General features: G+C 68.9%; 21 protein-coding genes, 1 tRNA gene and 1 pseudogene. 13 read left to right on the top strand and 10 right to left on the bottom strand.

Features of this window, described 5'->3' with window-relative positions; genetic code table 11:
• Positions 1 to 12: 12 nt before the first annotated feature.
• On the top strand, positions 13 to 507 hold the full coding sequence (locus C2R22_RS14535; protein WP_103426397.1) for a hypothetical protein: 495 nt from the start codon (positions 13 to 15) through the stop codon (positions 505 to 507).
• A gap of 78 nt (positions 508 to 585) precedes the next feature.
• On the opposite strand, the gene C2R22_RS14530 is transcribed toward C2R22_RS14535, so the two are convergent.
• Both C2R22_RS14530 and C2R22_RS14525 read right to left on the bottom strand, forming a co-directional pair.
• The gene (locus C2R22_RS14530; protein ID WP_103426396.1) at positions 586 to 2,250 is read right to left on the bottom strand and encodes a PAS domain-containing protein; all 1,665 of its coding nucleotides are present in this window, start codon (positions 2,248 to 2,250) and stop codon (positions 586 to 588) included.
• On the bottom strand, positions 2,237 to 3,706 hold the full coding sequence (locus C2R22_RS14525) for an ATPase domain-containing protein (RefSeq protein WP_103426395.1): 1,470 nt from the start codon (positions 3,704 to 3,706) through the stop codon (positions 2,237 to 2,239). The genes C2R22_RS14530 and C2R22_RS14525 overlap by 14 nt, the downstream gene beginning before the upstream one ends.
• 183 nt (positions 3,707 to 3,889) lie before the next feature.
• Here C2R22_RS14525 and C2R22_RS14520 point away from each other — a divergent pair, with 183 nt between their 5' ends.
• Positions 3,890 to 4,963, top strand: a complete 1,074-nt coding sequence (locus tag C2R22_RS14520; RefSeq protein WP_103426394.1) for a hypothetical protein — start codon at positions 3,890 to 3,892, stop codon at positions 4,961 to 4,963.
• 218 nt (positions 4,964 to 5,181) lie between these two features.
• Here the strand turns inward: C2R22_RS14520 and C2R22_RS14515 are convergent.
• The 6 genes from C2R22_RS14515 to C2R22_RS14490 all read right to left on the bottom strand — a co-directional run bounded on the left by C2R22_RS14515 (position 5,182) and on the right by C2R22_RS14490 (position 8,710).
• A tRNA-Pro gene (locus C2R22_RS14515) sits at positions 5,182 to 5,252 on the bottom strand.
• A gap of 84 nt (positions 5,253 to 5,336) precedes the next feature.
• Positions 5,337 to 6,245 carry an RNA-guided pseudouridylation complex pseudouridine synthase subunit Cbf5 gene (locus tag C2R22_RS14510; RefSeq protein ID WP_103426393.1) on the bottom strand — a complete coding sequence of 303 codons (909 nt, stop codon included), beginning with the start codon at positions 6,243 to 6,245 and terminating at the stop codon, positions 5,337 to 5,339.
• A 4-nt stretch (positions 6,246 to 6,249) separates the two neighbouring features.
• Positions 6,250 to 6,828, bottom strand: a complete 579-nt coding sequence (cmk, locus tag C2R22_RS14505) for a (d)CMP kinase (RefSeq protein WP_103426392.1) — start codon at positions 6,826 to 6,828, stop codon at positions 6,250 to 6,252.
• Positions 6,829 to 6,913: 85 nt separating this feature from the next.
• Positions 6,914 to 7,855 carry a DUF106 domain-containing protein gene (locus C2R22_RS14500; RefSeq protein ID WP_103426391.1) on the bottom strand — a complete coding sequence of 314 codons (942 nt, stop codon included), beginning with the start codon at positions 7,853 to 7,855 and terminating at the stop codon, positions 6,914 to 6,916.
• 191 nt (positions 7,856 to 8,046) lie between these two features.
• Positions 8,047 to 8,256: a hypothetical protein gene (locus tag C2R22_RS14495; RefSeq protein WP_103426390.1), complete on the bottom strand. Its 210-nt coding sequence runs from the start codon at positions 8,254 to 8,256 to the stop codon at positions 8,047 to 8,049.
• Positions 8,249 to 8,710 (bottom strand): SHOCT domain-containing protein, encoded by a 462-nt coding sequence (locus C2R22_RS14490; RefSeq protein ID WP_103426389.1) that lies wholly within the window; start codon positions 8,708 to 8,710, stop codon positions 8,249 to 8,251. The genes C2R22_RS14495 and C2R22_RS14490 overlap by 8 nt, the downstream gene beginning before the upstream one ends.
• Positions 8,711 to 8,842: 132 nt before the next feature.
• Between C2R22_RS14490 and C2R22_RS14485 the strand changes: the two genes are divergently transcribed.
• Positions 8,843 to 9,466 carry a TetR/AcrR family transcriptional regulator gene (locus C2R22_RS14485; RefSeq protein WP_103426388.1) on the top strand — a complete coding sequence of 208 codons (624 nt, stop codon included), beginning with the start codon at positions 8,843 to 8,845 and terminating at the stop codon, positions 9,464 to 9,466.
• Between the two features lie 127 nt (positions 9,467 to 9,593).
• Here C2R22_RS14485 and C2R22_RS14480 read toward each other — a convergent pair whose 3' ends face one another.
• Positions 9,594 to 10,235: an adenylate kinase gene (locus C2R22_RS14480; RefSeq protein WP_103426387.1), complete on the bottom strand. Its 642-nt coding sequence runs from the start codon at positions 10,233 to 10,235 to the stop codon at positions 9,594 to 9,596.
• 254 nt (positions 10,236 to 10,489) lie between these two features.
• Here C2R22_RS14480 and C2R22_RS14475 point away from each other — a divergent pair, with 254 nt between their 5' ends.
• The 3 genes from C2R22_RS14475 (at position 10,490) to C2R22_RS14465 (ending at position 13,430) form a co-directional block, all read left to right on the top strand.
• Positions 10,490 to 11,494, top strand: coding sequence for a YeiH family protein (locus C2R22_RS14475; RefSeq protein WP_103426386.1), 1,005 nt, complete (start codon positions 10,490 to 10,492; stop codon positions 11,492 to 11,494).
• 63 nt (positions 11,495 to 11,557) lie between these two features.
• Complete coding sequence (locus C2R22_RS14470) at positions 11,558 to 12,826, top strand: MFS transporter (protein WP_103426385.1); 1,269 nt, start codon at positions 11,558 to 11,560, stop codon at positions 12,824 to 12,826.
• A 190-nt stretch (positions 12,827 to 13,016) separates the two neighbouring features.
• A complete protein-coding gene (locus C2R22_RS14465) occupies positions 13,017 to 13,430 on the top strand; it encodes a hypothetical protein (protein ID WP_103426384.1) in 414 nt (137 codons plus the stop codon).
• A 122-nt stretch (positions 13,431 to 13,552) separates the two neighbouring features.
• Here the strand turns inward: C2R22_RS14465 and C2R22_RS26415 are convergent, their stop codons facing one another.
• A complete protein-coding gene (locus C2R22_RS26415) occupies positions 13,553 to 13,996 on the bottom strand; it encodes a winged helix-turn-helix transcriptional regulator (RefSeq protein WP_245902774.1) in 444 nt (147 codons plus the stop codon).
• A 153-nt stretch (positions 13,997 to 14,149) separates the two neighbouring features.
• Between C2R22_RS26415 and C2R22_RS14455 the strand changes: the two genes are divergently transcribed.
• The 7 genes and pseudogenes from C2R22_RS14455 to C2R22_RS14430 all read left to right on the top strand — a co-directional run bounded on the left by C2R22_RS14455 (position 14,150) and on the right by C2R22_RS14430 (position 21,634).
• The gene (locus C2R22_RS14455; RefSeq protein WP_103426383.1) at positions 14,150 to 14,878 is read left to right on the top strand and encodes an SDR family oxidoreductase; all 729 of its coding nucleotides are present in this window, start codon (positions 14,150 to 14,152) and stop codon (positions 14,876 to 14,878) included.
• A 278-nt stretch (positions 14,879 to 15,156) separates the two neighbouring features.
• Positions 15,157 to 15,630 (top strand): universal stress protein, encoded by a 474-nt coding sequence (locus tag C2R22_RS14450; protein ID WP_245902773.1) that lies wholly within the window; start codon positions 15,157 to 15,159, stop codon positions 15,628 to 15,630.
• A 102-nt stretch (positions 15,631 to 15,732) separates the two neighbouring features.
• A pseudogene (locus C2R22_RS14445) lies at positions 15,733 to 17,957 on the top strand (amino acid permease).
• Between the two features lie 189 nt (positions 17,958 to 18,146).
• The gene (locus C2R22_RS25140) at positions 18,147 to 18,296 is read left to right on the top strand and encodes a hypothetical protein (protein WP_162562511.1); all 150 of its coding nucleotides are present in this window, start codon (positions 18,147 to 18,149) and stop codon (positions 18,294 to 18,296) included.
• Positions 18,297 to 18,383: 87 nt separating this feature from the next.
• Positions 18,384 to 19,484, top strand: coding sequence for a sensor histidine kinase (locus tag C2R22_RS14440; RefSeq protein ID WP_103426382.1), 1,101 nt, complete (start codon positions 18,384 to 18,386; stop codon positions 19,482 to 19,484).
• Between the two features lie 22 nt (positions 19,485 to 19,506).
• Positions 19,507 to 20,427, top strand: a complete 921-nt coding sequence (locus C2R22_RS14435; protein WP_103426381.1) for an alpha/beta fold hydrolase — start codon at positions 19,507 to 19,509, stop codon at positions 20,425 to 20,427.
• Positions 20,428 to 20,461: 34 nt separating this feature from the next.
• Positions 20,462 to 21,634 carry an MFS transporter gene (locus C2R22_RS14430; protein WP_162562510.1) on the top strand — a complete coding sequence of 391 codons (1,173 nt, stop codon included), beginning with the start codon at positions 20,462 to 20,464 and terminating at the stop codon, positions 21,632 to 21,634.
• Positions 21,635 to 22,005: the final 371 nt, after the last annotated feature.

Genomic DNA, 22,005 nt, shown 5'->3' with positions numbered 1-22,005 from the left:
GTGACTGTCGCTATGGACAGACGAACCCTGCTCTGTTCGACGGTCGCCGTCGGCCTCTCGGGCTGTCTCTCGTCGCTCACGGGCGAGGACACGCGGGAGTTCAGACCCGCCGCCGAGACGTTCAACCGCGGTGTCGACGCCTTCGGACGCGCCGACTCGACGCGGTCGACCGCGCGCGACCGCTACGGGGCCGAGCGCTGGGACGTCGCGGCGGAGCGGTACGCCGCGGCGCGTGACGGCTTCGACGCGGCCGCCCGCGAGTTCGACGCCGCCCGGGAGGCGACCTCGGGGTCGTGTCCAGCCCTCCACGACCGGAGTCAGCGACAGTACCGGCGATGTCTCGCGCTCGTCGAGGCCTGCGACTACTGGGCGGACGCGTCGACGGCGCGGCTGGCGAGCGAGGACGCGTCGACGGCCGAGTCGCGCGCGACAGTCTGGGACGGCCGCGCGGCGGAGTACCCCACTTCGTCCCGACTGGACCCGGACGACTTCTCGTGCCGGGCGTGAGCGACCCACCCGTCCTCGTCACCGGGTCGTCGTCGAGTGCCACCGGTTCTCGCGCTCTGTCGGAGTCGCTCGCGCCCCTCACTCCTCGGGGCCGTGCTCGTCCGCTCCGGTCGTCGGAGCGCGGACCGGGAACCGGGTGTGGAGCGTCCCGTCGGCCGTCCGGGTCAACTCGCCCCCGTTCGTCGTCGTCACCCACCGGAGGATCCAGAGGCCGAGGCGGTCGGTGTGTCGCAGCGGCGTCTCCGCACCGGTCTCGACGACGCGCCAGTCCGACTCGGCGAGGCCCCCACAGTCGTCGGTCAGAGCGATGTCGACGACGCCGTCCTCGACCCGTACGACGATGGACACCCGCTGGCGGGGCGTCTCGCAGTCGTTCGTGTCGAGGAGCATCGACAGGTAGTCGACGCACCCGAGCACGAGCGACCTGGCGCTGACCGACGCCGGGTCGCCGGGCGTTTCGGCGTGGACCGTCGCGTCCGCGTGACGGGTTCGCATCGTCTCGACGACCTCGTCGACGACCGTCGTGATCGGCCTGCGGTCGGCTTCGCCGGGACGACCGCTGAAGATTCGATCGACGTGGCTCGCCTCCTGGCTCAGGTCGACGAGGCGGTCGATGGAGTCGCCGATCCGACCGAGAGCGGTCTCGTGGTCGACGCCGACGTCGCGCAGTAGCGCCTTCCGGTAGCCGTCGATGATGTTCAGCTCGTTTCGGAGGTTGTGCCGCATGAATCGGTTGAGGACGCCGACGCGCTGTTCGTGGAGCTTCCGGGTCGTGATATCCGTCTGGAAGCCGACGAAGTGGGTCACCTCGCCGTCGTCGTCGCGGACGGGTGCGACGTCGACCTTGTTCCAGAACTGCTCGCCGTCGCGCGTGTAGTTCACGAGGTCGACGCTCACCGGTTCGGCGGCGTCGAGCGCTTCACCCAACCTCTCGACGGTCGACTCGTCGGTTCGCGGCCCCTGGAGGAACCGACAGTTCCGGCCGAGAATCTCCGCGCGGTCGTACCCCGTCAGCTCGCAGAACGCGTCGTTGGCGTACACGAGCGGGGTGTCGTCCTCGCGGAGGCCGGCGATGGTGACACCGATCGGCGCCTCGGCCACCGCGCGGTCCCGGACCCGGAGGTCGGTCAGCGCGACCGCGAGTTCGGCCTCCCGGTCCGCGAGCCGACGGCTCGCCCGTCGTCGAGCGAGGAGGTTTCGGAGCCGCGCGCGCAGGAGGGGCTTCGAGGCGGGCGTCGGGACCACCTCGTCGACGACCGTCCAGAGGTCCTCATCGTCGAGCGCGTCACTCTCGGCCGTGACGAGGACGACCGGGAGCACCACCGGATCGACCGCCTCGCGCTGGGCGGCAATCGCGACCCGATGCGCCGCGAGGTGCTGACGGTCGACGAGACAGAGGTCGATGTCGCCCGTGAGCGCGCCGGCGTCGGTCGTCGCCGTGACGGTCGCCTCGCCCGCGAGGAACTCCGCGAGGAGCTGTCGGTTCCGGTTCGCTCCGAGGAGGAGTAACACGTGCGGTTCGTCCTCGCCTGCGGAGCCGTCGGCTAGGTCGACTCCCTGTGTGGGGCTGGTCGGTTCGTCGTCCGTGTCGGCTGCGCCCCCCTCCCAGTCGTCGGCCTCGGCGCCGCCGCTCCCAGCGTCGGCCCCGGTCTCGACATCGCTCGACGGGCGGTCGTCCGCTGGGGCGTCCGTCATCGCGGTCGGCGGTCGCACCGACGGCGACTCGCGGTCATTGGTGCTCATCCCACGCGTCTCCGTCCCCGACGACCTCCGGCGTGCCTTCGAGGATACCCCGTAACGACCGCAGCGGCGCGCCGACGCTGAGCCCGTACTCGGTGATGCGGAACTCCCGGAGCGCCCGTTCGTAGTCGCTCGTCCGCTTCTTCAGGACGCCGATGGCCTTCCGGAGTTCCCCGTGAACTTCGAGATACCGGAGGAAGAGGATGTTGTCGGCGATGTAGCTGACGCCGCCGTGGGTCGCCCGGAACTCGCCCGTGACGGTCTCCGCGGAGTCGACGAGCAACGTCGTGACGCCGCGCGACCGGAGGTACCGACAGAGGGCACCGATCTCGCGGTGGAGCGAGTCGTCGTCCTCGCCCCGGATCGACAGCCGGTAGCCGTCGATGCCGTCGATGAGGACGACCTCCGCGTTCCGTTCTTCGACGTCCGTTCGCACCATCGATGCGAACTCCGCCGGCGACTGGGTGAGCGGCTGGACCTCCTCGATCCGGAGCGTCCCCCGCTCGACCATCGTGTCGACCGGGATGTCGACGGCCGTACACCGCGTGACGAACGTCCGGGTGGTCTCCTCGAACATGTAGATGACGGAGCGCTCGCCGCGCCCCGCGGCCTCCTTCATCACCTGTGCGCCGAGCGTCGTCTTCCCCACCCCGCTCGGTCCGTTGATGATGGTGACGGTCCCGCGACTGAGTCCCCCGCCGAGAAGCTGATTCAGTTCGGGAATCCCCGCCGAAATCGTCTCGTCGGGGAAGTCGACCACGTGACCGTCGGGTATCAACACGGGGTAGACGACGATGCCGTCGTCGGTGATGCGGACGGTGTGAGCGCCTCCCCGCGTCTGGGACCCACGGAACTTCGTCACGCGGAGGTGCCGTCCTTCGTCGTCCTGGGTGAGTTCGAACGTCCCGTCGCTGAGGTACTGGAGGTCGTCGTCGGGCACATCGGACGTCGACTGCGTGGTGAAAAGCAGCGTCACGTCCTGCTCGCGGAGGAACCGGAGGAGCGAGGAGACCTGCTGGCGGAGCTGATAGGTGTCGGGAGCGAGGTGCTGTAGTTCCGACATCGGGTCGATGAACATCCGCGCCGGTTCGATGTCGTACACCGCCTCGACGATGGCCGACCGCAGCGACGACCCCTCCACGTCGTCGGGGGTGAACACGTCGTACTCCCGTTCTTCGACGAACACATCGGCGGCCGGGCTCAGGTCGAGAAACGTGACGTCGTCGGTGTCGATACCGACCGCCGCCGCGTTGCGGGTGATCTCCTCTGCGGGCTCTTCGAGATTGACGTAGAGCGACTCCCCCTCGCCGGCCGTCAGAAAATGAAGACCGAGAATCGTCTTGCCCGTCCCCGGGTCGCCGCTCACCATGTAGCTTCGACTGGGAATGAGTCCGCCGCACAGCACGTCGTCGAGGTCGGAGATTCCCGTCGAGATCCGACCGTCGGGGAGAGATACCATACCCCGGTGACGAAATCGACCGATATAGGTGTTTATCCGCGATAACACGTGTCTGAGCGCTCCCCGCTCGCTCACCGTGACCGTTCTCCCGCTCGTCGCTGTCGGACGACTGCGCCCCGACGCTCTCGACCGGTCGCTTCGAGGCCGTACGCAGAGTTAACACCGAACACGACAATATAGAACATGGATTCGTGGGAGGGTCTACCCCGCCTCGTCGTCGTCGCGTTCCTCGTCAGCGTGGCGCTCGGCGGTGGCGCGGTCGCGCAGGTGGACGAACCGGTGTGGGCACCCGAGACAGCGGCGGCGCTCGAACGCATCGTCGACGGACACAACGCGGCGGTCGACGGCGTCGACCTCGGCCCCGCAGGGAACCTCGCCCGTGACCAGCGCGTCACGCTCACGGTGACGGATACCGACGGCTCCGTCGCCCGTTTCTCGTTCCGGACGGACGCCGCAGCACACGTCGTCGACTTCCGGGCGGGTCCGCGCGACGACGCCACCGTCCGGATGTTCACCGACCCCGCGACGGTCGACCGTATCGCCGACGCCCCCGACCGCACCGCGGCGTTCGAGGCTGCGGTCAGGGCTGGCGACGTCCGAATCGAGGGTGTCGGCCTCCTCAATCGCACCGCCTGGGCGCTGGTCGGCCTCGTGCTCTGGGCGCTCGCGTCGCCGCTGCAGGCTGCCGCGGTCGGAGCCGTCGTTCTCCTCGGTGCTGGCGCACTGGCCGTCGCCGGCACGAAAGTGGTCGGCGGGGGCGCCGTCGTCGCTGGAAGCGTCGGAGCGACGGGCACGTCCGGCACAGGCGTTGGAGCGACGGGTGTGAGCGGCGCAGGAGCGAGTGGCTCGACTGGTGCGACCACGGGGTCGTCGTCGACAGGGGTGTCGGCGTCGGGAACGTCTTCAGGGGCGTCGGCGACCGGACCGAGCGGGGGCGGTGTCACGGAATCCGCCTCCGATGCCCTCGCGGCGACCGGCGCCAACACGATGACCGCCGGCTCCTCGGTCAATCCCGTCGGCGTCGCCGACCGCGTGCTCTCCGTGTTCGAGCGGGCGCTGTTCATCGTCGCCATCGTCAAGAAACTCGGGCGGCGTGTGCGACGGGGCCTCGGGTCGACTGTGGCGCGCGTGCTCGGTCGCTTCGGGTTCGTTCGGGCGGTCGACGAGGACGAGAAACCGACGGGCGACGCAGTCGTCGAACCACCGGAGCGCCCGCCTATCCGGCGGCGGGGCGTCGCCCGACGCCGACGTCGATGAGTCCGGTACTTCGGCGTGAGACGGACACGCGGTTCGCCAGCACACTGTCCCGCGACGAGCACCGCGAGTTGCGGGCCGACGACCGAACGGAGCGAAGTGACGGAGGAGTGCTTTTTCCCACGTTATTGCGAGGGTGCGAAGCGACTGAGCAAAAAGTGGAACGGGACCGCTGAGAGACCCTTACGAGCATCTCGTGCCCCCAGTTTTCTCCGAAAACATGGGACCGCTGAGAATCGAACTCAAGTCCTGCGGACCCCATCCGCAGAGGATACCACTACCCCACGGTCCCTCGTGGTGCATATCGACGAAAGCCCGTCCCGTGGTTAAACGCTTCGTTTCCCCGGCGGCGTGCGAGGCGAGCGCACCCACTCACTCAGACGAGCACGCGTTCGAGCGACACCACCTCGCCCCGCTCGGCGTCGGGGTCGCCGACCAGCCGTCCGAGACAGACGGCGCTTCCCTCGGGGGTGTAACAGGCGACGAGCGCGCCCTCCTCGACCGAGCCAGTCCCCACCTCCGCGACGGGCTCGCGGGCCGGTTCGACGCCGATGACGCCCGGGGCGTAGACGGGCGCGCCGGTCGCAACCTGCTCGGCGGCGGAGGGGGCGATGGTGACGCGCGGGAGGTGGACGAGCGCGCGCTCGGCGGGCGACACTACGTCGCGGAGGACCGTCTCGTCGCCCTCGTCGGCGAAGGCGAGGGCGTCGGCGAAGTCGTGCATCGTCACGAGCGAGGAGTCGTCGAACGGCGACGTTTCGGTCCGCCGGAGGTGACCCATGTGCGCGCCCGTCCCGAGCGCGAGGCCGAGGTCGTGACACAGCTTTCGAACGTACGTCCCCGACTCACACCGGATTCGGAGCAGTACCTGCCGCTCACTCGTATCGAGCACCGCTAGTTCGTAGATCTCTCTGACCCGGAGCCGCCGGGTGACCGCGCTCTTCCTGGGGGGTTTCTGGTAGAGCGGTCCCTCGAACTCCCCGATCACTCGGTCGAGGTCCGTCGGGGCGGGGCCGTGCAGTTCGAGCACCGCGACGTACTCTTTGACCCCTTCGAGGAACACCTGCGCCATGCGCGTCGCATCTCCTAGGAGAACGGGGAGACAGCCGGTCACCTTGGGGTCGAGCGTCCCCGCGTGGGCGGCCCGGTCGACGTGGGCGAGGTCACGGACCCACGCCGTGACCTGGTGTGCGGAGGGCCCCGGAGGTTTGTCGAGGTTGACGACGCCGAACGACAGGAGGGAGTCGAGCGAGCGGTCTTCGGGCGGGGCGCGGATGTCGGACATCGGTTCAGAAGTCGTAGATGACGCCGTCGACCGGGGCCTTCCCCTCGTCGGAGTTCGGGTCGTACGAGTCGACGGCGGTGGTGAGCATCCCCAGCACCCCTTCGGGGCTCCACCGGGCGGTGTTGTAGACGAGGTCGTAGATGGAGCGGTCGTCGATGTCGATGTTGTAGTACTCGTTGTACCGTTTGGCCTCGCTTCGCTCCCGTCTGTGGGTCTCCTCGTAGGCCGTCTCGAACGCCTTCTCCTCGCGCTCGGCGATGCGTTCGGCCCGAATGTTCAGCGGGGCGTCGAGCCAGACCTTGATGTCGGCGTCGTCGCCCGCGAGCCATCCCGCGAGGCGCGATTCGAGGAGGACGTCGTCGCGCTCTCTCGCGATCTCGTGGAGGCGTCGGTCGAGGTCGCGGTCGATCTGATCGTCCTTCTCCGCGAGTTCGTTGAACTCGACGGGGGTGAGCCCGCGCTCGGCGGCGAGCGACCGGAAGATGTCGCCACCCGAGATGTGTTCGAGGTCGAACGCCTCCGCGAGCGCCGCCGCAGTGGTGCTCTTCCCACTCCCTGGAGGCCCCGACACGGTGAGTAACATATCGATACTCCGCCCGGCGGGCTAAAAGAGACTGTCGGTCCCGTGGGCGCGTGAGACGGCGAGGAGATGGTCAGAACGGCGAGCGTCAGGACGCGGTGGGCGACATGTCGATGTTGAGCCCCTTGCGGATGATCTGGGTGAAGCCCATCGAGCAGAGGAAGTACCAGACGATCCACGCCTGGATCGGACCCAGGATCTGGTCGGTCCAGGCGACCTCACCCACCAGCGGGAGGACGAGGTTCTGCAGGGGGACGTGCGACTCCGCGTTCGGGCCGATGCCGATGCCCCAGTACATCCAGAGGAACACCGGGATGGTGAAGAACATGATCCACACCATCGGGCGGAACTGCTCTTTGAACATGCCCATCTGGTCGCCCATCGCTTCCATCTGCTCCTCCTGGATGCGGTCGAGTTCGGCGTCGTTGCCGTCCTCTTTGGCCTGCTTGCGCCGCTCCTGGATGTCTTTCATCTTCGACTGGTACTCGGACATCTTGTCCATGTCCATGAGGTTCGCCTGCAGGAGCGTCGAGTACAGCCCCGTCGCCAGCGCGAGGATCATCACGACGGCGTAGAAGGGCATCAACGTCGCCAGCGGCCCCAACGCGACGTCCATCACGCTGCCGATGACGTTTCGGAGCGGGGCCCACGAGTAGCCCGCGAACAGGGCGACGGTCACGACCGCAGCCCCCTTGTCGTACTTCGACCACGAGGACGAGTCGTCGTCGTCGGACGTCGATTTCGACTTCGATTTCGATTTGGACGTCGACGAAGTCGTAGACGCCTCGCCGTTGAGACCGTTCCGCACCGCCTCGGTGTCGGCGAGGCGGAAGCCGGCGTCACCCTCGACGAGGATGCCGCGCTCGATGAGCCGACCCCACTGACCGCTCGTGAGTTCACCCTTCACGTCGACCCACGTGACCTCCCCGTCCTCGTCGTCGTCAACGTGCGCGAGAACGGTCCCGACCGCGTCGCGCATCTCGCCGTCACCGTCGACGAGGTCACGCACCTTCTGCTCTGTCCGTGCCATTACGCCGTGATAAGCCGTCGGCCGTTATGAAGCTTTTACTCTCGGACGCGAACGGTGTCGTGTTCGCAGAGGGCGAGAGGGGAGGACGTGGATGGACGTCAGCGGGTGCAGGGGTGGGCGGAGGAGGGGCGTCAGCGGATGCCGAGTTGGGCGGGGGAGGGGGAAGTCCGGCGGAGCGAGCGAAGCGAGCGTCAGCCGCGCAGTCGTCGTTCGAGCGCCGGCCGCTTCCAGAGCAGGAGCCCGGAGACGACCAGCAACGGGAAGACGACGACCCGTGTGACGAGAAGCGCCCGCGCGCTCTCGCCGACCGGCGAGTAGAACACGACGCCGAGCCAGGTCGCGAGGGCGAGATGGGCGTAGCGCTGGTAGCGGCGTCGCCACACGACGCTCGCGTCAACCACTGTGGTCGCCCTCCTCACTGGCCGAATCGGACGGTGGGCGCGTCCGGTTCGTCGCGTCGGCGACGGTCTCTGTCTCCAGCAGGCGTTCGAGGCGCGCCTCGAACGCCTCGTCGGTCAGTTCGCCTCGGGCGTACCGGGTTCTGAGTGTCCGCAACGCCTCGTCGGTGGAGCCGTCGGCGTCCGTCGTCTCGGCGGGGGCGTCCGATAGCGACCGTCCCGGGCCGTCCGAACCGTCCGAGTCGCGCTCGGTTCGGAGGCTGTGAGCGACGACGAGCGGGAGGACCCCGCCGAAGCCGACCGGAAAGACGACCCAGAAGTACGGGACGCCGAGCGCCATCGCGCCGAAGGCGACGGCGAGGATCACCAGCGTGGTCAGCCCGCTCGCGGTGGCCGTCCGACCGCCGTTCGCGTGGTATCCGTTCCAGCCGTCGGTCGAGGATAGCGACGTTCGCATGTCTGAGTGTATACTCAGTGCGCGGCGATATAACTCTTTTGAGTAAACACTCAGTCGAGATAAGCGTCGATTGTCGGGGAGGGGCGGCCGGAGTGAATACCCCTATATGACCGGAGACCCCAGGTTCGATGAATGAGTGACAGCCCGCCTCCGACGGCCCGCGCGGAGGTCGTCAACGCGGTGAAGAACGCGCTGGCGACCCACGGCTACGCCGGGCTGACGACGAAGAAGGTCGCCGCCGAGTCGGAGAAGAGCGAGGCGTTCTTCTTCTACCACTACGACACGAAGGACGACCTCGTCGTCGCCTTCCTCGACTGGGCCATCGAGCACAACCGCGATCAGCTCTCCGCACTCGACGACGACCCCGTCACCCGTCTCTACGACGCGCTGGACTTCCTCGTGGGCGACCCGGCGGACGACGTCGACCGCGGCATCAACGTGGCGATGATGGAACTGCTCTCGCACGCCCCGCACAACGAGCGCTTCCACGAGCGGCTCACGGCCTACGAGGCGTCGGTCATCGAACTGTTCGTCGACATCGTCGAGGAGGGCATCGCCCGGGGACAGTTCGAGGAGGTCGACGCCCACGACGTCGCGAGCTACCTCGTCGTGACCGCGAACGGGACCGCCGGCGCGGCGATGGCGCTCGGGATGCACGACGTCGACGCCGGCGTCCGCCGCGAACTCGACCGCTATCTCAGAACGAACGTTCTCGCTCCGGGCGTCACGCCGCCCGAGGGCGTGCTCGTTCCCTGACCGGCCACGAGTGCAGGCGGGCCGCCCGCTCCCTTACCGTGCGCGTGCGTGCTGGAGGGCGTACCTCGCCACTCTAAGTGGCGAGGTACGCGAACGAAGAGAAAAGAGCCTCCGGGCGGGGACGGCGCTACTCGTCGTCGACGGCGTCGACGATTTCGTCGAAGACCTCGTCGGGCGTCCCCTCGCCGTCGATTTCGACGAGTTCGCCGCGCTCGCGGTAGTGTTCGACGACCGGTTCGGTGTTCTCGTAGTAGACGCGGAGGCGCTCGCGGACGGTGTCCTCCGAGTCGTCGTCGCGCTGGACGAGTTCGCCGCCGCACGCGTCGCAGACGCCCTCCTCGGCGGGCGGGCTGAACTCGACGTGGAAGCTGGTGCCGCACTCCGAACACACCCGACGTCCGGTGAGGCGGTCGACGAGTTCCTCCTCGTTCACGTCGAGGAACAGCGCCGCGTCGAGGTCCGTGATCTCCGAGAGGTACTCCGCTTGGTCGAGGTTGCGCGGATAGCCGTCGAGGACGTAGCCGTCGGCTTGCGAGAGAGCGGTCTTGACGATCTCGTTGACGACCGCGTCGGGAACGAGTTCGCCAGCCTCCATGTACGCCCGCGGCGTGTCGAACTCGGTGTCCATGTACGAGATGTCCATGTCCTTGTTGGCGCGGAGCGCGTCTCCCGTCGTGACGTGTTCGAGGTCGAACTCGGCGGCGAGTCGCTTCGACTGCGTCCCCTTGCCGGCACCGGGCGCGCCCAGGAGAAGGATGTGCTTGCTCATATCTCCCCCGACCGACTCCGGGGTTAAAGAACTAAAGAATCCGTTCGGACGTGCCACGACAGGCCGTCGCGGCGGGTGGGACGGGCGACTCTCGAACCGCCGGTCGAGCGACACGTTTGGAGGCAATCACTGCCCGTTCATCTCGGCTTCCCGACCGGAACCCCCCCTCGACGAGCGTTTTATCGGCAACGAAATCCGCTATCAGCGACGCCAACCGATACGTTCAGAACCCCCCGCAAGCGTGGTAGCGATGAATGCGGTCGCTCCTCGCATCGCTCCGTGTCGTCGCCCCCGGCGTCGTGTTCCTCGTGGCGCTCGCGCTCGTCGCTCACGGCGTCGCGGGCGTCGTCGGCACCAGCCCGCTGCTCGTCGCCGTCGCCCTGGGTGCGCTCGTCGGCAACGCCGTCGGCCTCCCCGCGCGTGTCGAAAAGGGCACCGCGTTGCACTCGCGATTCCTCGACGCCGGCATCGTCCTCTTGGGCGCGAACGTCGTGGTGAGCGAACTCCTCGACGCGGGTGCGGTCGTCGTCGGTCTCGTCGCCGGCGTCGTCCTCCTCGGACTCCCGCTCGGCGAGGTGCTCGGTCGCCGACTCGGCCTCGACGCGACGCCCGCCTCGCTGCTCGCCGCGGGCGCGAGCGTCTGCGGCGTCTCCGCGGCGACCACCATCGCCGGCGTCCTCGACGCCCGCGCGGAGGACCTCACGCCCATCGTCGCGGCCATCCTCGTCTTCGACGCCGTGACGCTCGCGGCGTTTCCCGTTCTCGGCGGCCTGCTGGACCTCTCCGCACAGCAGTTCGGCGTCTGGGCGGGGCTGAGCATGTTCAGCACCGGCCCCGTCACGGCCGCCGGGTTCGCCTACGACCCCGTCGCCGGACGGTGGGCGACCGTCACGAAACTGGCCCGGAATGCCTTCCTCGGCGTCGTCGCGCTCGTCTACGTCGTCCGGGTCACACGGAGGACCGAGGCAGGGACGGAACGGTCGCGACTCGCTCACCTCCGGGCGGGCATCCCGCCGTTCATCCTCGGTTTCCTCGTCCTCGCGACGGCCGCCAGCGCGGGCGTCCTCGGGCCGGACCTCGTCGCGCTGGCCGACCGCGGCTCGACGGCGCTCTTCACGCTCGCGTTCGTCGGCCTCGGCCTGGACATCCGCCTCGCGGCGATGCGACGGGTCGGTCTCTCGCCGCTCGTCGCGCTCTTCGGCCACCTGCTCGTCGTCAGCGCGGTGACGCTCGCGGCCGTGCTCGCGTTCCTCCCGTAGGCACCCCCGGAAGAACCGGCGAAGTCGACAGCCCTTTGAGTCGCTTGCCTGTTGGTCGGGGTAATGGGTCGACTCCCCCGTCGCTGGCTGGTCGTCCTCGTCGCCGCCCTCCTCATGGGGCTGGCGGGCACGTACCAGTTCGTCTGGTCGTCGCTCAGCGGCGCGGTCGCCAGTCAGTTCCCCGCGGCCTCCGACCCCGCGCTCGGGACCGTCTTCACCCTGTTCGTCGTCGCACAGACGCTCGCGCAGTTCCCCGCCGGCCGCATCCGCGACCGGTACGGCCCGCGCAACGTTCTTCTGGTGGCCGCGGGCTGTCTGTTCGCAGGGTACGCCGGCGTCGGACTCGCGCCCTCGTTCCCCGTCCTCGCGTTCGCGTACGCCCTCGGCGGCGTGGGCGCCGGCGTCGCCTACACGGTCGCCGTCAACACCCCCGTGAAGTGGATTCCCGCCGAGGGCCGTCGAGGCCTCGCGACCGGCCTCGTCACGATGGCGTACAGCGGGACGAGCGTGTTCTTCATCCCGATCCTCCGGGGGTCGCTCGACGACGCCTTCACGACCACGCTCCTCGCGCTGGGGGGCGTGGTCGGCGTCGGTGGCTTACTCGGCGCGTGGGTCATCCGCGACCCCGACCGGTTCGGCGCGGACGAGGACCACGACGCCGATCGAGACGCGGACGCGTCCGACTCCGGGGCGGCGACGAACCCGACCCACGCCGTCGGCTGGCGCACCGCCGTGCGCACGTGGCAGTTCTGGGTGCTCTACGTCGTGATGATTATCATCAACGGCGTCGGCCTCATGCTCGTCGGGCAGTCGGTGGGCTTCGCGGCGGGACTCGGGCTGTCGGCCCCGGTCGCGACCACGGTCGCCTCGGCTATCGCGCTCGGCGACGGGGCCGGCGTGCTCCTCATCAGCGGACTCTCGGACCGCTTCGGCGGCGAGCGGACCGTCGGCGTCTCGCTCGTGCTCTGTGGCTGTGCGCTCGCCGCTGGCGTCTTCGTCGGCGCGCGCGGACTGGCGATACCGTTTATCCTCCTCGTCGCTGCCGCGGCGTTCTTCCGCAGCCCCGTCTTCGGTATCTTCCCGACGCTCGTCGCCGAGTACTACGGCGCGGCGCGCTCTTCGGAGAACTACGCCGCGGTCTACTCGGCGAAGATTCCCGGCGGCGTCGTCGGCGGCACGGTCGCCGGCGCGCTCGTCGTGACGCTGGGCTGGTCGCGCTCCTTTTACCTGGGCGCGGCGCTGCTCGTGTTCGCCGGCGTCGCGGCGCTCGCGCTCCGTCCGGTCTCGCTCGACACCGTCGGCAGCGCGGTCGACGTGGCCGAAAACGACTGATCGGGGGTCTGACACCCCGTCGATGGCGACGCTCTCGAACCGGTCCGCCTGTCGCGTGTGAGCGGCCGCCATCAGTGTGTGACGGGGCGCTATCAGTGTATGAGCGGCACGCCATCGATGTGTGAGCGGCACGCCACCGGAGTGTGACCGGAACGCCACCGGTTTGTGCTCCGGCGACGAACCCCCGCTCATGACTCGCTTCGACGCCGACACGCCCGCGGAACGCCGAAAGCTGTTCGCGGAGGCCGTCACGGCCCACCGCACGAGGGGAAGCGCCTTCCTCACCGTCGAGGTCGACGCCGACCCCGGCCTCGACGGCACCGACGACGACGGCGACCCCCTGCCCGGACCGTGGGTCCAGTTCGCCGAGAAGACGTTCAACCTCGACGTGGACGACGACGAGCGCGCCCGCCTGGAGACGCTCCTCGACGAGTTCCGCGAGTTCCGCATCGAGGAGTTGTCGTCGCCCGACGAGAGCGAGGGGACGAACGTCCGCATCACCGCCCGGTCGGACGCCAACCGCCTCGCCGCGTTCGTCGACCACGTGTTCCAGCACGTCTACGGCCGCGACGAGGCGTACCGGGCGTGGGTCACGCAGATCTAGATATAGGGTCGCTCCACCGTCTGAAGCGAGTAGGCCCGCCCCGTCTCTCGCGTGTCGGGCGAGCCTTCGACGACAGCGGACGGTGAAGCCGTCTCTCGCACGCCGACACCGGTGTCGGTCGGTCACCGCTCGTAGCGGGCGGCCCAGGCGTAGAGGAACTGGAATGCGGGGTCGAGGTCCTCGGCCATGGGCGTCGGTTCGTACTCGACGTGAGGCGGGTTCTCATCGTACGACCGCCGACTGACGAGTCCCGCCTCGACGAACTCTTTCAGCCGCTGTGAGAGGACCTTCGGCGACGCGCCCGTCGCCTCTTCGAGTTCCGTGAACCGGAGCGGTCGCTGTTCGCAAAAGAGCGAGTAGAGGATCGACATCGCGTGTGCGTTGGTGAGCAAATCGAGGAGGGTACTGACCGTCTCGTGGAGGCCCCTCGGCGTCTCGTCGATCGGCGGCACGCCGTCGAGCAGGTAGAAGTACTCCTCGATGACTGCCCGAGGGTCCGTCCGCCCCGCCGACACCGGGTGCTCCGCCCCTGACTGGTGAACCCACCGCTCGTCCGTCGGTTCCATGGAGGATGGTACAGCCGACGACGAGATATAGCTGCAGTGCGGCTTGGACGGCTCTGCCGACACGGGGTGGCTCGCTTTCCTTCGGGATAGTCGCTTTCTTATAAGAAACTGGACACCTTTTACCGTCGGCGCGCGTCGCTCGACCGAGGACGAATGAACTCCACACTTCCCTCGAAAGTACTCGTCGCCGGCGCGAGCGGCAGAACTGGCCGCGAAATCCTCCGTGAACTGGCCGGTCGGTCCGTCGAGGTTCGCGCGATGACTCGGTCGGCGGACACCGCCGATTCGCTCGTGGCCGACGGCGCCGACGAAGTCGTCGTGGGTGACCTGTTGAACCCCGCGGACGCTCGGCGAGCGCTCGACGGCTGTGATGCGGTCCTGTTCGCCGCGGGGTCGAGTCTGACCACGGGTCTCACCCGCCCCGGTCGCGTGGTCGACGGGGACGGCGTGTTGAACCTCGTCGATGCGGCCGCCGCCGCGGACGTCCGGACCTTCGTCTTTCAGAGCTCTATCGGCGTCGGCGCCTCCCGCCGGGGAATGCCGCTCTGGGCCCGACTGGTCGCCCTCCGCTGGACGGTCCGGGAGAAGACGCGCGCGGAGCGAGCGCTTCGCGAGTCGGGTCTCGACTACGTCGTGTTCCGTCCCGGGTGGATGAACGAGGAACCGGCGACTGACGACGTTCTCGTCGCCGAGGGCGCGACGGAGATGACCGGATCGATTCCGAGAGCGGACGTCGCCCGTCTCATGGTCGCAGCCCTGTACACGCCCGAAGCGACCGGCCGGACGTTCGAGGTCGTCGCCCGCGACGCCGCGAAATCCGTCGACTCGGACTCCCTCGTCGACGTCGCGTGGGACGGTCGTGCCGACCCGATAGCGGCGTAACACGCGCTGTACTCCACGGCTGTCGTCTCGGCCCTCCCGTGAGAACGCGGCTCTCTTTCGTGCGACGCTGGCGAGCAGTTCGTCGACAACCCACCCGACCGTCTCGACGGACGGGACACGGCTGGTCGGCCGCCTCTCGCACTGTGTGGGACCGAGACACGGCTGACCGGATGGGAACGACCTAAGACACCTGACCACATACCGCCCGACAATGACTCCGAAACCGACTCACAGACAGTGGCAACTCGTACGACCCGTCGACCCAGGGGGGCCCGGCCGTGGTTGACGAGACGCCCCCCTCGAATCTGCTCTCCACCGCGTTCGTTCCCGTCGCGAGCGTCGACGACGCCGAGGTGACGCTCGACGCCGTCCTCGACCGCGTCGTAGCCGCCGGCGGCCGGATGATCGTCGCCCACGTCGTCGAGAAAGCCGGCGGCGCACCCGACGCCGCCTCGGTGGAACAGCGAGAGGACCTGGCAGGGGAGGCGTTCGAACTCGTCCGCGAGCGCGCTGCGGACGCGGGTGTCGACGTTGAGACGGAACTCCTCTACGGGACCGACGTCGCCGAGACGCTCGTCGACGCCGCCCACGAGTCCGGCGCGTCTGCCATCGTCTTCACCCCCCGCGGCCACAAGTGGTGGTGGAACCTGTTCAGCGACGACGTCGCCGACGCGCTCGTCCACGAGAGCGACCTCCCCGTGGTGGTGCTGCCGGGTCCCGCCGCCGCAGACGAGGAGAACGCGGATGGGTGAGGCCGCATTTTCGACACTCGGGGCGACTCACACGGAGGTGAGCCTGCGTGGGTGACTCAGTCTCTCCGCCACCCACGGTGGCTCACACGGAGGTGACCCTGCATGGGTGACGAAGAGCTCGCCAAAGACCTCGGACCCCTCGCCGCGCTGACCATCGGCGTCGGGACCATGATCGGGGCCGGCATCTTCGTCCTGCCCGGCACGGCCATCCAGCAGGCCGGTTCGTTCGCCATCATCTCGTTCGTCGTCGGCGGGGCCATCGCCCTGCTGACGGCGCTGTCGGCGTCCGAACTCGGGACGGCGATGCCGCGCTCGGGCGGGGCCTACTTCTACGTGAACCGGGCGCTCGGTCCGCTGTTCGGCTCCGTCGCGGGGTGGGCAAACTGGATGGGGCTGGCGTTCGCCTCCGCGTTCTACATGGTCGGCTTCGGCCAGTACATCCAGAACATCCTCGGCCTCGGCGTCATCAATCTCGGTATCGTCGCTCTCGACCCGGTCAAACTCGTCGCGCTCGCGGGCGCGGCGCTGTTCGTCTTCGTCAACTACGTCGGCGCGAAGGAGACCGGGAAGCTCCAGAACGTCATCGTCGTCATCCTCGTCGCCATCCTCGCCGTGTTCACGTTCGTCGGCGCGCTCCGTGCGGAGCCCGCGAACCTCCCCCGAGCAACGGCTTCGGCCCGATGATCACGACCACGGGGCTCATCTTCGTCTCGTATCTCGGCTTCGTCCAGATCACGTCCGTCGCCGAGGAGATCAAAGACCCCGACCGGAACCTCCCCAGAGCGGTCATCGGGAGCGTCGTCATCGTGACGGTCATCTACGCGCTCGTGCTCGTCGTGATGAGCGCCGCCGTCGAACAGGGGTACATCGCCCAGCAGGAGGCCGCGGGCAACATCGCCGTCGTCGAGGTCGCCCGTCTCATCCTCGGCCCACTCGGCGCCATCGCCATGCTGTTCGGCGGGCTCTTGGCGACGGCGTCGAGCGCCAACGCGAGCATCCTCGCCTCCTCGCGCATCAACTTCGCGATGGGTCGGGACGCCATCGTCACGCCATCGCTCAACGAGATTCACCCCCGGTTCGGCACGCCCTACCGCTCCATCGCCATCACGGGCGCGTTCATCCTCGTGTTCATCGTCCTCGCGCCGATCAACGCGCTGGCGACGATGGGGAGCGTCCTCCACCTGGTCATCTACGGCCTGCTCAACATCGCGCTCATCGTGATGCGCGAGGCCGACGCCGCCGAGTACGAACCGTCGTACACCGTTCCCCTCTATCCGATCACGCCCATCGTCGGCTCCATCCTCTCCTTCGCGCTCATCGCGTTCATCGAGCCGCGAATCACCCTCGCGTTCAGCGCGGCGTTCGTCCTCTTCGCGGCCGTCTGGTACCTCGGCTACGCCCGGTCGCGGACCACGGAGCAGGGCGTCCTCTCGGAGTACATCCTGAGCCGCTCCGAGGAGATGCCCGACGCGGCCGTCAACGCCGCCACGAGCGTCCAGCCCGACGGCGGCCAGTACCGCGTGATGGTCCCGCTCGCGAACCCCGGCCACGAGAAGGACCTCATCACGCTCGCCTCCGCCATCGCCAAACAGCGGGGCGGGACGGTCGTCGCCACCCACATCGTGCAGGTGCCCGACCAGACCGCGCTCGAATCCGCGCGCCAGCAGGACGACTTCGACGCCGCCCGCGGCCTGCTCGACCAGGCCCGCGAGGACGCCGAGACCTTCGGCGTCGACGTCGAGACCCACACCGTCCTCTCGCACCGCTCGTTCGAGGAGATATTCGACGCCGCCCGGACGTACGACGCCGACCTCACGGTCATGGGGTGGGGGCCGGACGCACACGGCTCGCCCGGCCGCGCCGAGTCGGCCATCGACGAACTCGCCCACTCGCTCCCGTGTGACTTCCTCGTCATGAAGGACCGCGGCTTCGACGCCTCGCGCATCCTCCTGCCGACGGCGGGCGGCCCCGACTCCGACCTCTCCGCGGAGGTCGCGGCGATGCTCCGCGAGGAGTACGGCTCGGAGATCGACCTCCTGCACGTCGCCGACGACGTCGACGCGGGCGAGGCGTTCCTCGCCGAGTGGGCCGACGAACACGACCTCTCGGATGCGAACCTCGTCGTCGAGAGCGGCGACGTCGAGACGGCCATCGCCCGACACGCCGAGGACGCGTCGTTGCTCATCATCGGCGCCACGGAGCGTGGGCTTCTCAGCAGGCTCGTCCGCGGCTCGCTCGTCCTCGACGTGCTCTACGAGGTCGAGTGCTCCGTCCTCCTCGCCGAGCGGATGAACCGGCGGAGCCTGCGCGAACGGCTGTTCGGCTGAATCGCGGGCTCCCCTTCTTTCCGTCCGATCACTCCTCGCTCGTCAGCATCGACGTGACGCCGAAGTACTCGAACGTCCGGCGGCCGACCGACGCGCTACACCCGGCAGTACGAACTGGGGCTCCCCGTCAGCGAACTCCCCGACCTGACGCGAGCGCCGACCGAACGCATCGAGTTCCACTGCGTCCTCGTGACCCGCGCCTGTCTCGACGCCATCGGCGTCCGTCGCGCGAGCGCGGTGCGCGACGTGAGGAACCGGTACGGGCTCGGTTTCGTCGAGCCGTACTCCCTGCGGCTCCGTCCACACGTCCCCACGAGGCTCCGTCCGTTCGAGGCGTGAGAATCGCCGGACGGGACGCCTCGTCACCGTTCCGTTCCGGCGGAGACAACAGTGTTTTTACTCGGTGCCACCGACGGACGGACGTCGATGACGGACGAGTCCAGGTCGCTCCCCCGCGGCGTCGCCGGCCTCTCCGTGGCCGCCCTCGTGCTCCTCGGCGGGCTTCTCGTCTGGTCGCTCCCGCGACGCGGGACGGTGTCGGTTCAGATCTACCTCGAACTCGCCATCGCCCTCTTGCCGCTCTTCGGTATCTTCTTCGTCGCGCGCCTCCGCCTCGACGACCGGGTCGGCTGGCCGCTCTTTCTCGGTCTCGTGCTCCTCGGCGCCCACTCCGTCGCCGACGTGGCGGACGAAGTCGTCTTCATGCCCACCCTGGTCGACGTCGTCATCGAAGACGTCACCATCCTCGTCGGGACGCTCGTCATCCTGGTGGCGGTGTATCGCTGGAACCAGGCACGGAGCCGCCGCGAGCGCCTCCTCGAAGAGCGCGAGAACCGCGTCTCGGCCGTGAACGACCAGCTCGAAGTGCTCACGCGCCTCATGCGACACGACATCTCGAACGACATCGCGGTCGCCCGCGGCTGGGCCACGGTCCTCGACGACCACGTCGACGACGAGGAGGGAAGAGCGGCGCTCGAACGCGTCACCAGGGCGTGTGAGAACGTCGCCGAACTCACCGACACCGCGTACGACCTGGTCACCGTGCTCGCGGAGGACGCCGACGAGGAGAACGGGCTGCAGACGGAGGCCGTCGACGTTCTCGGCGTCCTCGACGAGGAGGTCCGGAAGCTCCAGGACCGCTACGACGAGGTAGCGGTGAACGTCGAGTACGACGCCGACCTCGCGGGGACGACCGTCGTCGCGAACGAACTGCTCCACTCGGTGTTCGGGAACCTCCTCTCGAACGCCGTCTCCCACAACGACAGCGACCCGCCGCGAGTGTCCGTGAGCGCGGAACGGGAGGGGCTCCGATTCCGCGTCAGAATCGCGGACAACGGCCCGGGCCTCCCGGACGACCAGAAGCGGGCGGTGTTCGAGAAGGACGTCCGCGGCCTCGACAGCGACGGCACGGGCATCGGCCTCTTCCTCGTCCGGGAACTCGTGACCCGCTTCGGCGGGTCGGTCCACGCCGTCGACAACGAGCCCCGGGGGACGGTGTTCGTCGTCGACCTCCCCGTGGCTATTTGACCGTGACTTCCTACCCTCCGGTATGGCCCGCTCCTCACGGTCCGCTCCGCCGGGACTCACCGCGGCGAACGTCGGACTCGGCGTCGACGCCGAGAGCCGCTACGTCGACGTCGGCGACGTCACCCTCCACACCGTCGTCGCCGGTCCCGACGACGGCACGCCCGTCGTCTTGCTCCACGGCTTCCCCGAGTGCTGGTACGGCTGGCGCGCACAGATCGCACCGCTCGCCGAGGCCGGCTTTCGAGTGCTCGTCCCGGACCAGCGCGGCTACAATCTCAGCTCCAAACCGGGAGCCGTCGACGCGTACGGTATCGACTACCTCGCGGGCGACGTCGTCGGCCTCCTCTCGGAGTTCGACTACGAGGAGGCGCGCGTGGTCGGTCACGACTGGGGGGCCGCCGTCGCGTGGTGGACGGCGCTGCACCACCCCGACCGGCTCTCCCGACTCGTCGCCGTGAACGTCCCCCATCCGACGGTGTTCCGCCGCACCCTCGCGCGAAACCCGCGCCAGCAGTTGAAGTCGTGGTACGTCCTCTTCTTCCAGCTTCCCTCCCTCCCCGAACGCGTCGCCCGCCTGAACGACTGGGCGCTCCCGACCCGGGCGCTCCGGGATTCGGCCCGTCCGGGGACGTTCTCGTCGCGGGACCTCGAACGCTACCGGACCGCGTGGTCTCAGCCCGGCGCGTACGCGGCGATGGTGAACTGGTACCGCGCCATCGCCCGCGAGCGGCCGGAGCCGCGGACGACGCAGGTGCGCGTCCCGACCCGAATCCTGTGGGGTGCGGGCGACCAGTTCCTCGAACGCGCCATGGCCGAGGAGAGCCTCACGTTCTGTGACGACGGGTCGCTCCGGTACTTCGAGGAGGCCACCCACTGGGTCCAGCACGAGGAGAGCGAGGCCGTCGCCGAGGAACTCGTCGGGTTCTGTGCGGGCGACGAATGAGAACGCTCAACTCTCCCCCGCGGGAACCTCGGCCGTGTTCGAGCGTCTCGCTGGTGACGACGCCTCCGTCCTGGGTGACCGAGGGTTTCAGGTGGTTCTGCTCGCGAGCGTCGCCTCCCCGCTCGGGGCGAGCGTCGTCTCGCCGATTCTCGACTCGCTGACCGGCCCCCTCGGCGTCAGCGAGGCACAGGTCGGCCTGCTCATGGCCGTCTTCACCGCGCCGGGTGTCGTGTTGATTCCCGTCGCGGGCGTCGTCTCCGACCGCTACGGTCGCAAACCCGTCCTCGCGACGGGGCTCGCGCTGTTCGGACTCGCCGGCGTCGCCATCTCGCTGACCACCGACTTCACGACCACGCTCGCGCTCCGACTGCTCCAGGGCGTCGGCTACGCCGGTATCGCACCGGTGCTCATCGCCAGCGTCGGCGACCTGTATCGGGGTGCCCGCGAGGCGACCGCACAGGGGCTTCGGTTTACGACCGTCGGCGCCTCGCTGACCGTCTTCCCCCTCCTCTCGGGGCTCCTCGTCGGCGTGGCCTGGCAGGCCCCCTTCCTCCTCTACGCCGTCGCGCTCGTCGCAAGCCTCGTCGTCGTGGTCGCGTTCGACGAACCGACCCGCGAGCCCCGAACCGACGGCGGTGCCGTCGGCTGGAACCTGGGTGCGCTCGCCGGCCTCGCCCGCCAACCGCACATCGCGGCGACGCTCGTGGGGCGAGCGGTGCCCTCCTTCCTCTGGTTCGTCTTCCTCACGCACAACTCGCTGCTCGTCGTCCGCGTGCTCGGCGGGACGGCCGCACAGGCCGGTGGCGTCGTCGCGCTCGCCAGCGTCGCCTCCTCGCTCGGGGGACACAGGTCGGACGGCTCACCGCTCGCTTCGATTCGCGACGACTGCCGCTGCTCGGCTCGTTGGCGGCACTCGCTGGCGGCGTCACCGTCGTCGGCGTCGCGCCGTCGGTTGTCGCCGTGGGCGCGGCGAGCGTCGTCGCCGGCGCGGGGTTCGGCGTCGTCCTCTCGCTGTATCGGAGCACCCTCAGTTCCGTCGCGACCGACGACGTCCGCGGTGGTCTCGTCAGCGCTGGCGAGTCGGTCGGACGACTCGGGAGCACGGCCGCACCGCTCGCGCTGGGTGTCGCGGTCGCAACGACGCGGGCCGACCTCGGGTTCGCGGGCGCCGTCCGGCTGTCGACGGTCGGCACGGTCCTCGCCGTGACCGCGGTCGGCGTCGTGGCGGTCGCCGTCTCGACGCGTGCCGGGCCTCACGACTCCGGCGGGGAACTATGATTCCCTATATTCCTCTCACCCCGAGTACCGAGTAGACTTAGTGAGATTCATATCCCCCGAGTGACGAATTCGAGTCGGCGTAGGAGACGGACACCCGCTGTTTGGTCCACGGGGATACCAGGAGACCTGCGCCCTTCATGAGCGAAGTCGGTCGGGGGCGGGACACTCCGCCTCCGACCATCTCCGTACGAACGACGCCCAGTCGTGGTTGGGGGAGTGCCCCGGGTTCTGAGACGGACACCTGGAAAACTGGCTTCCCGCCGAGGGTTGCCTGTCGTGGTTGGGGGAGTGCCCCGGGTT

The sequence above is a fragment of the Salinigranum rubrum genome, assembly GCF_002906575.1.
GTDB classification, from domain to species: domain Archaea; phylum Halobacteriota; class Halobacteria; order Halobacteriales; family Haloferacaceae; genus Salinigranum; species Salinigranum rubrum.
The sequence above is the reverse complement of the archived record's forward strand: the minus strand, read 5'-3'. Positions and strand labels throughout refer to the sequence as shown.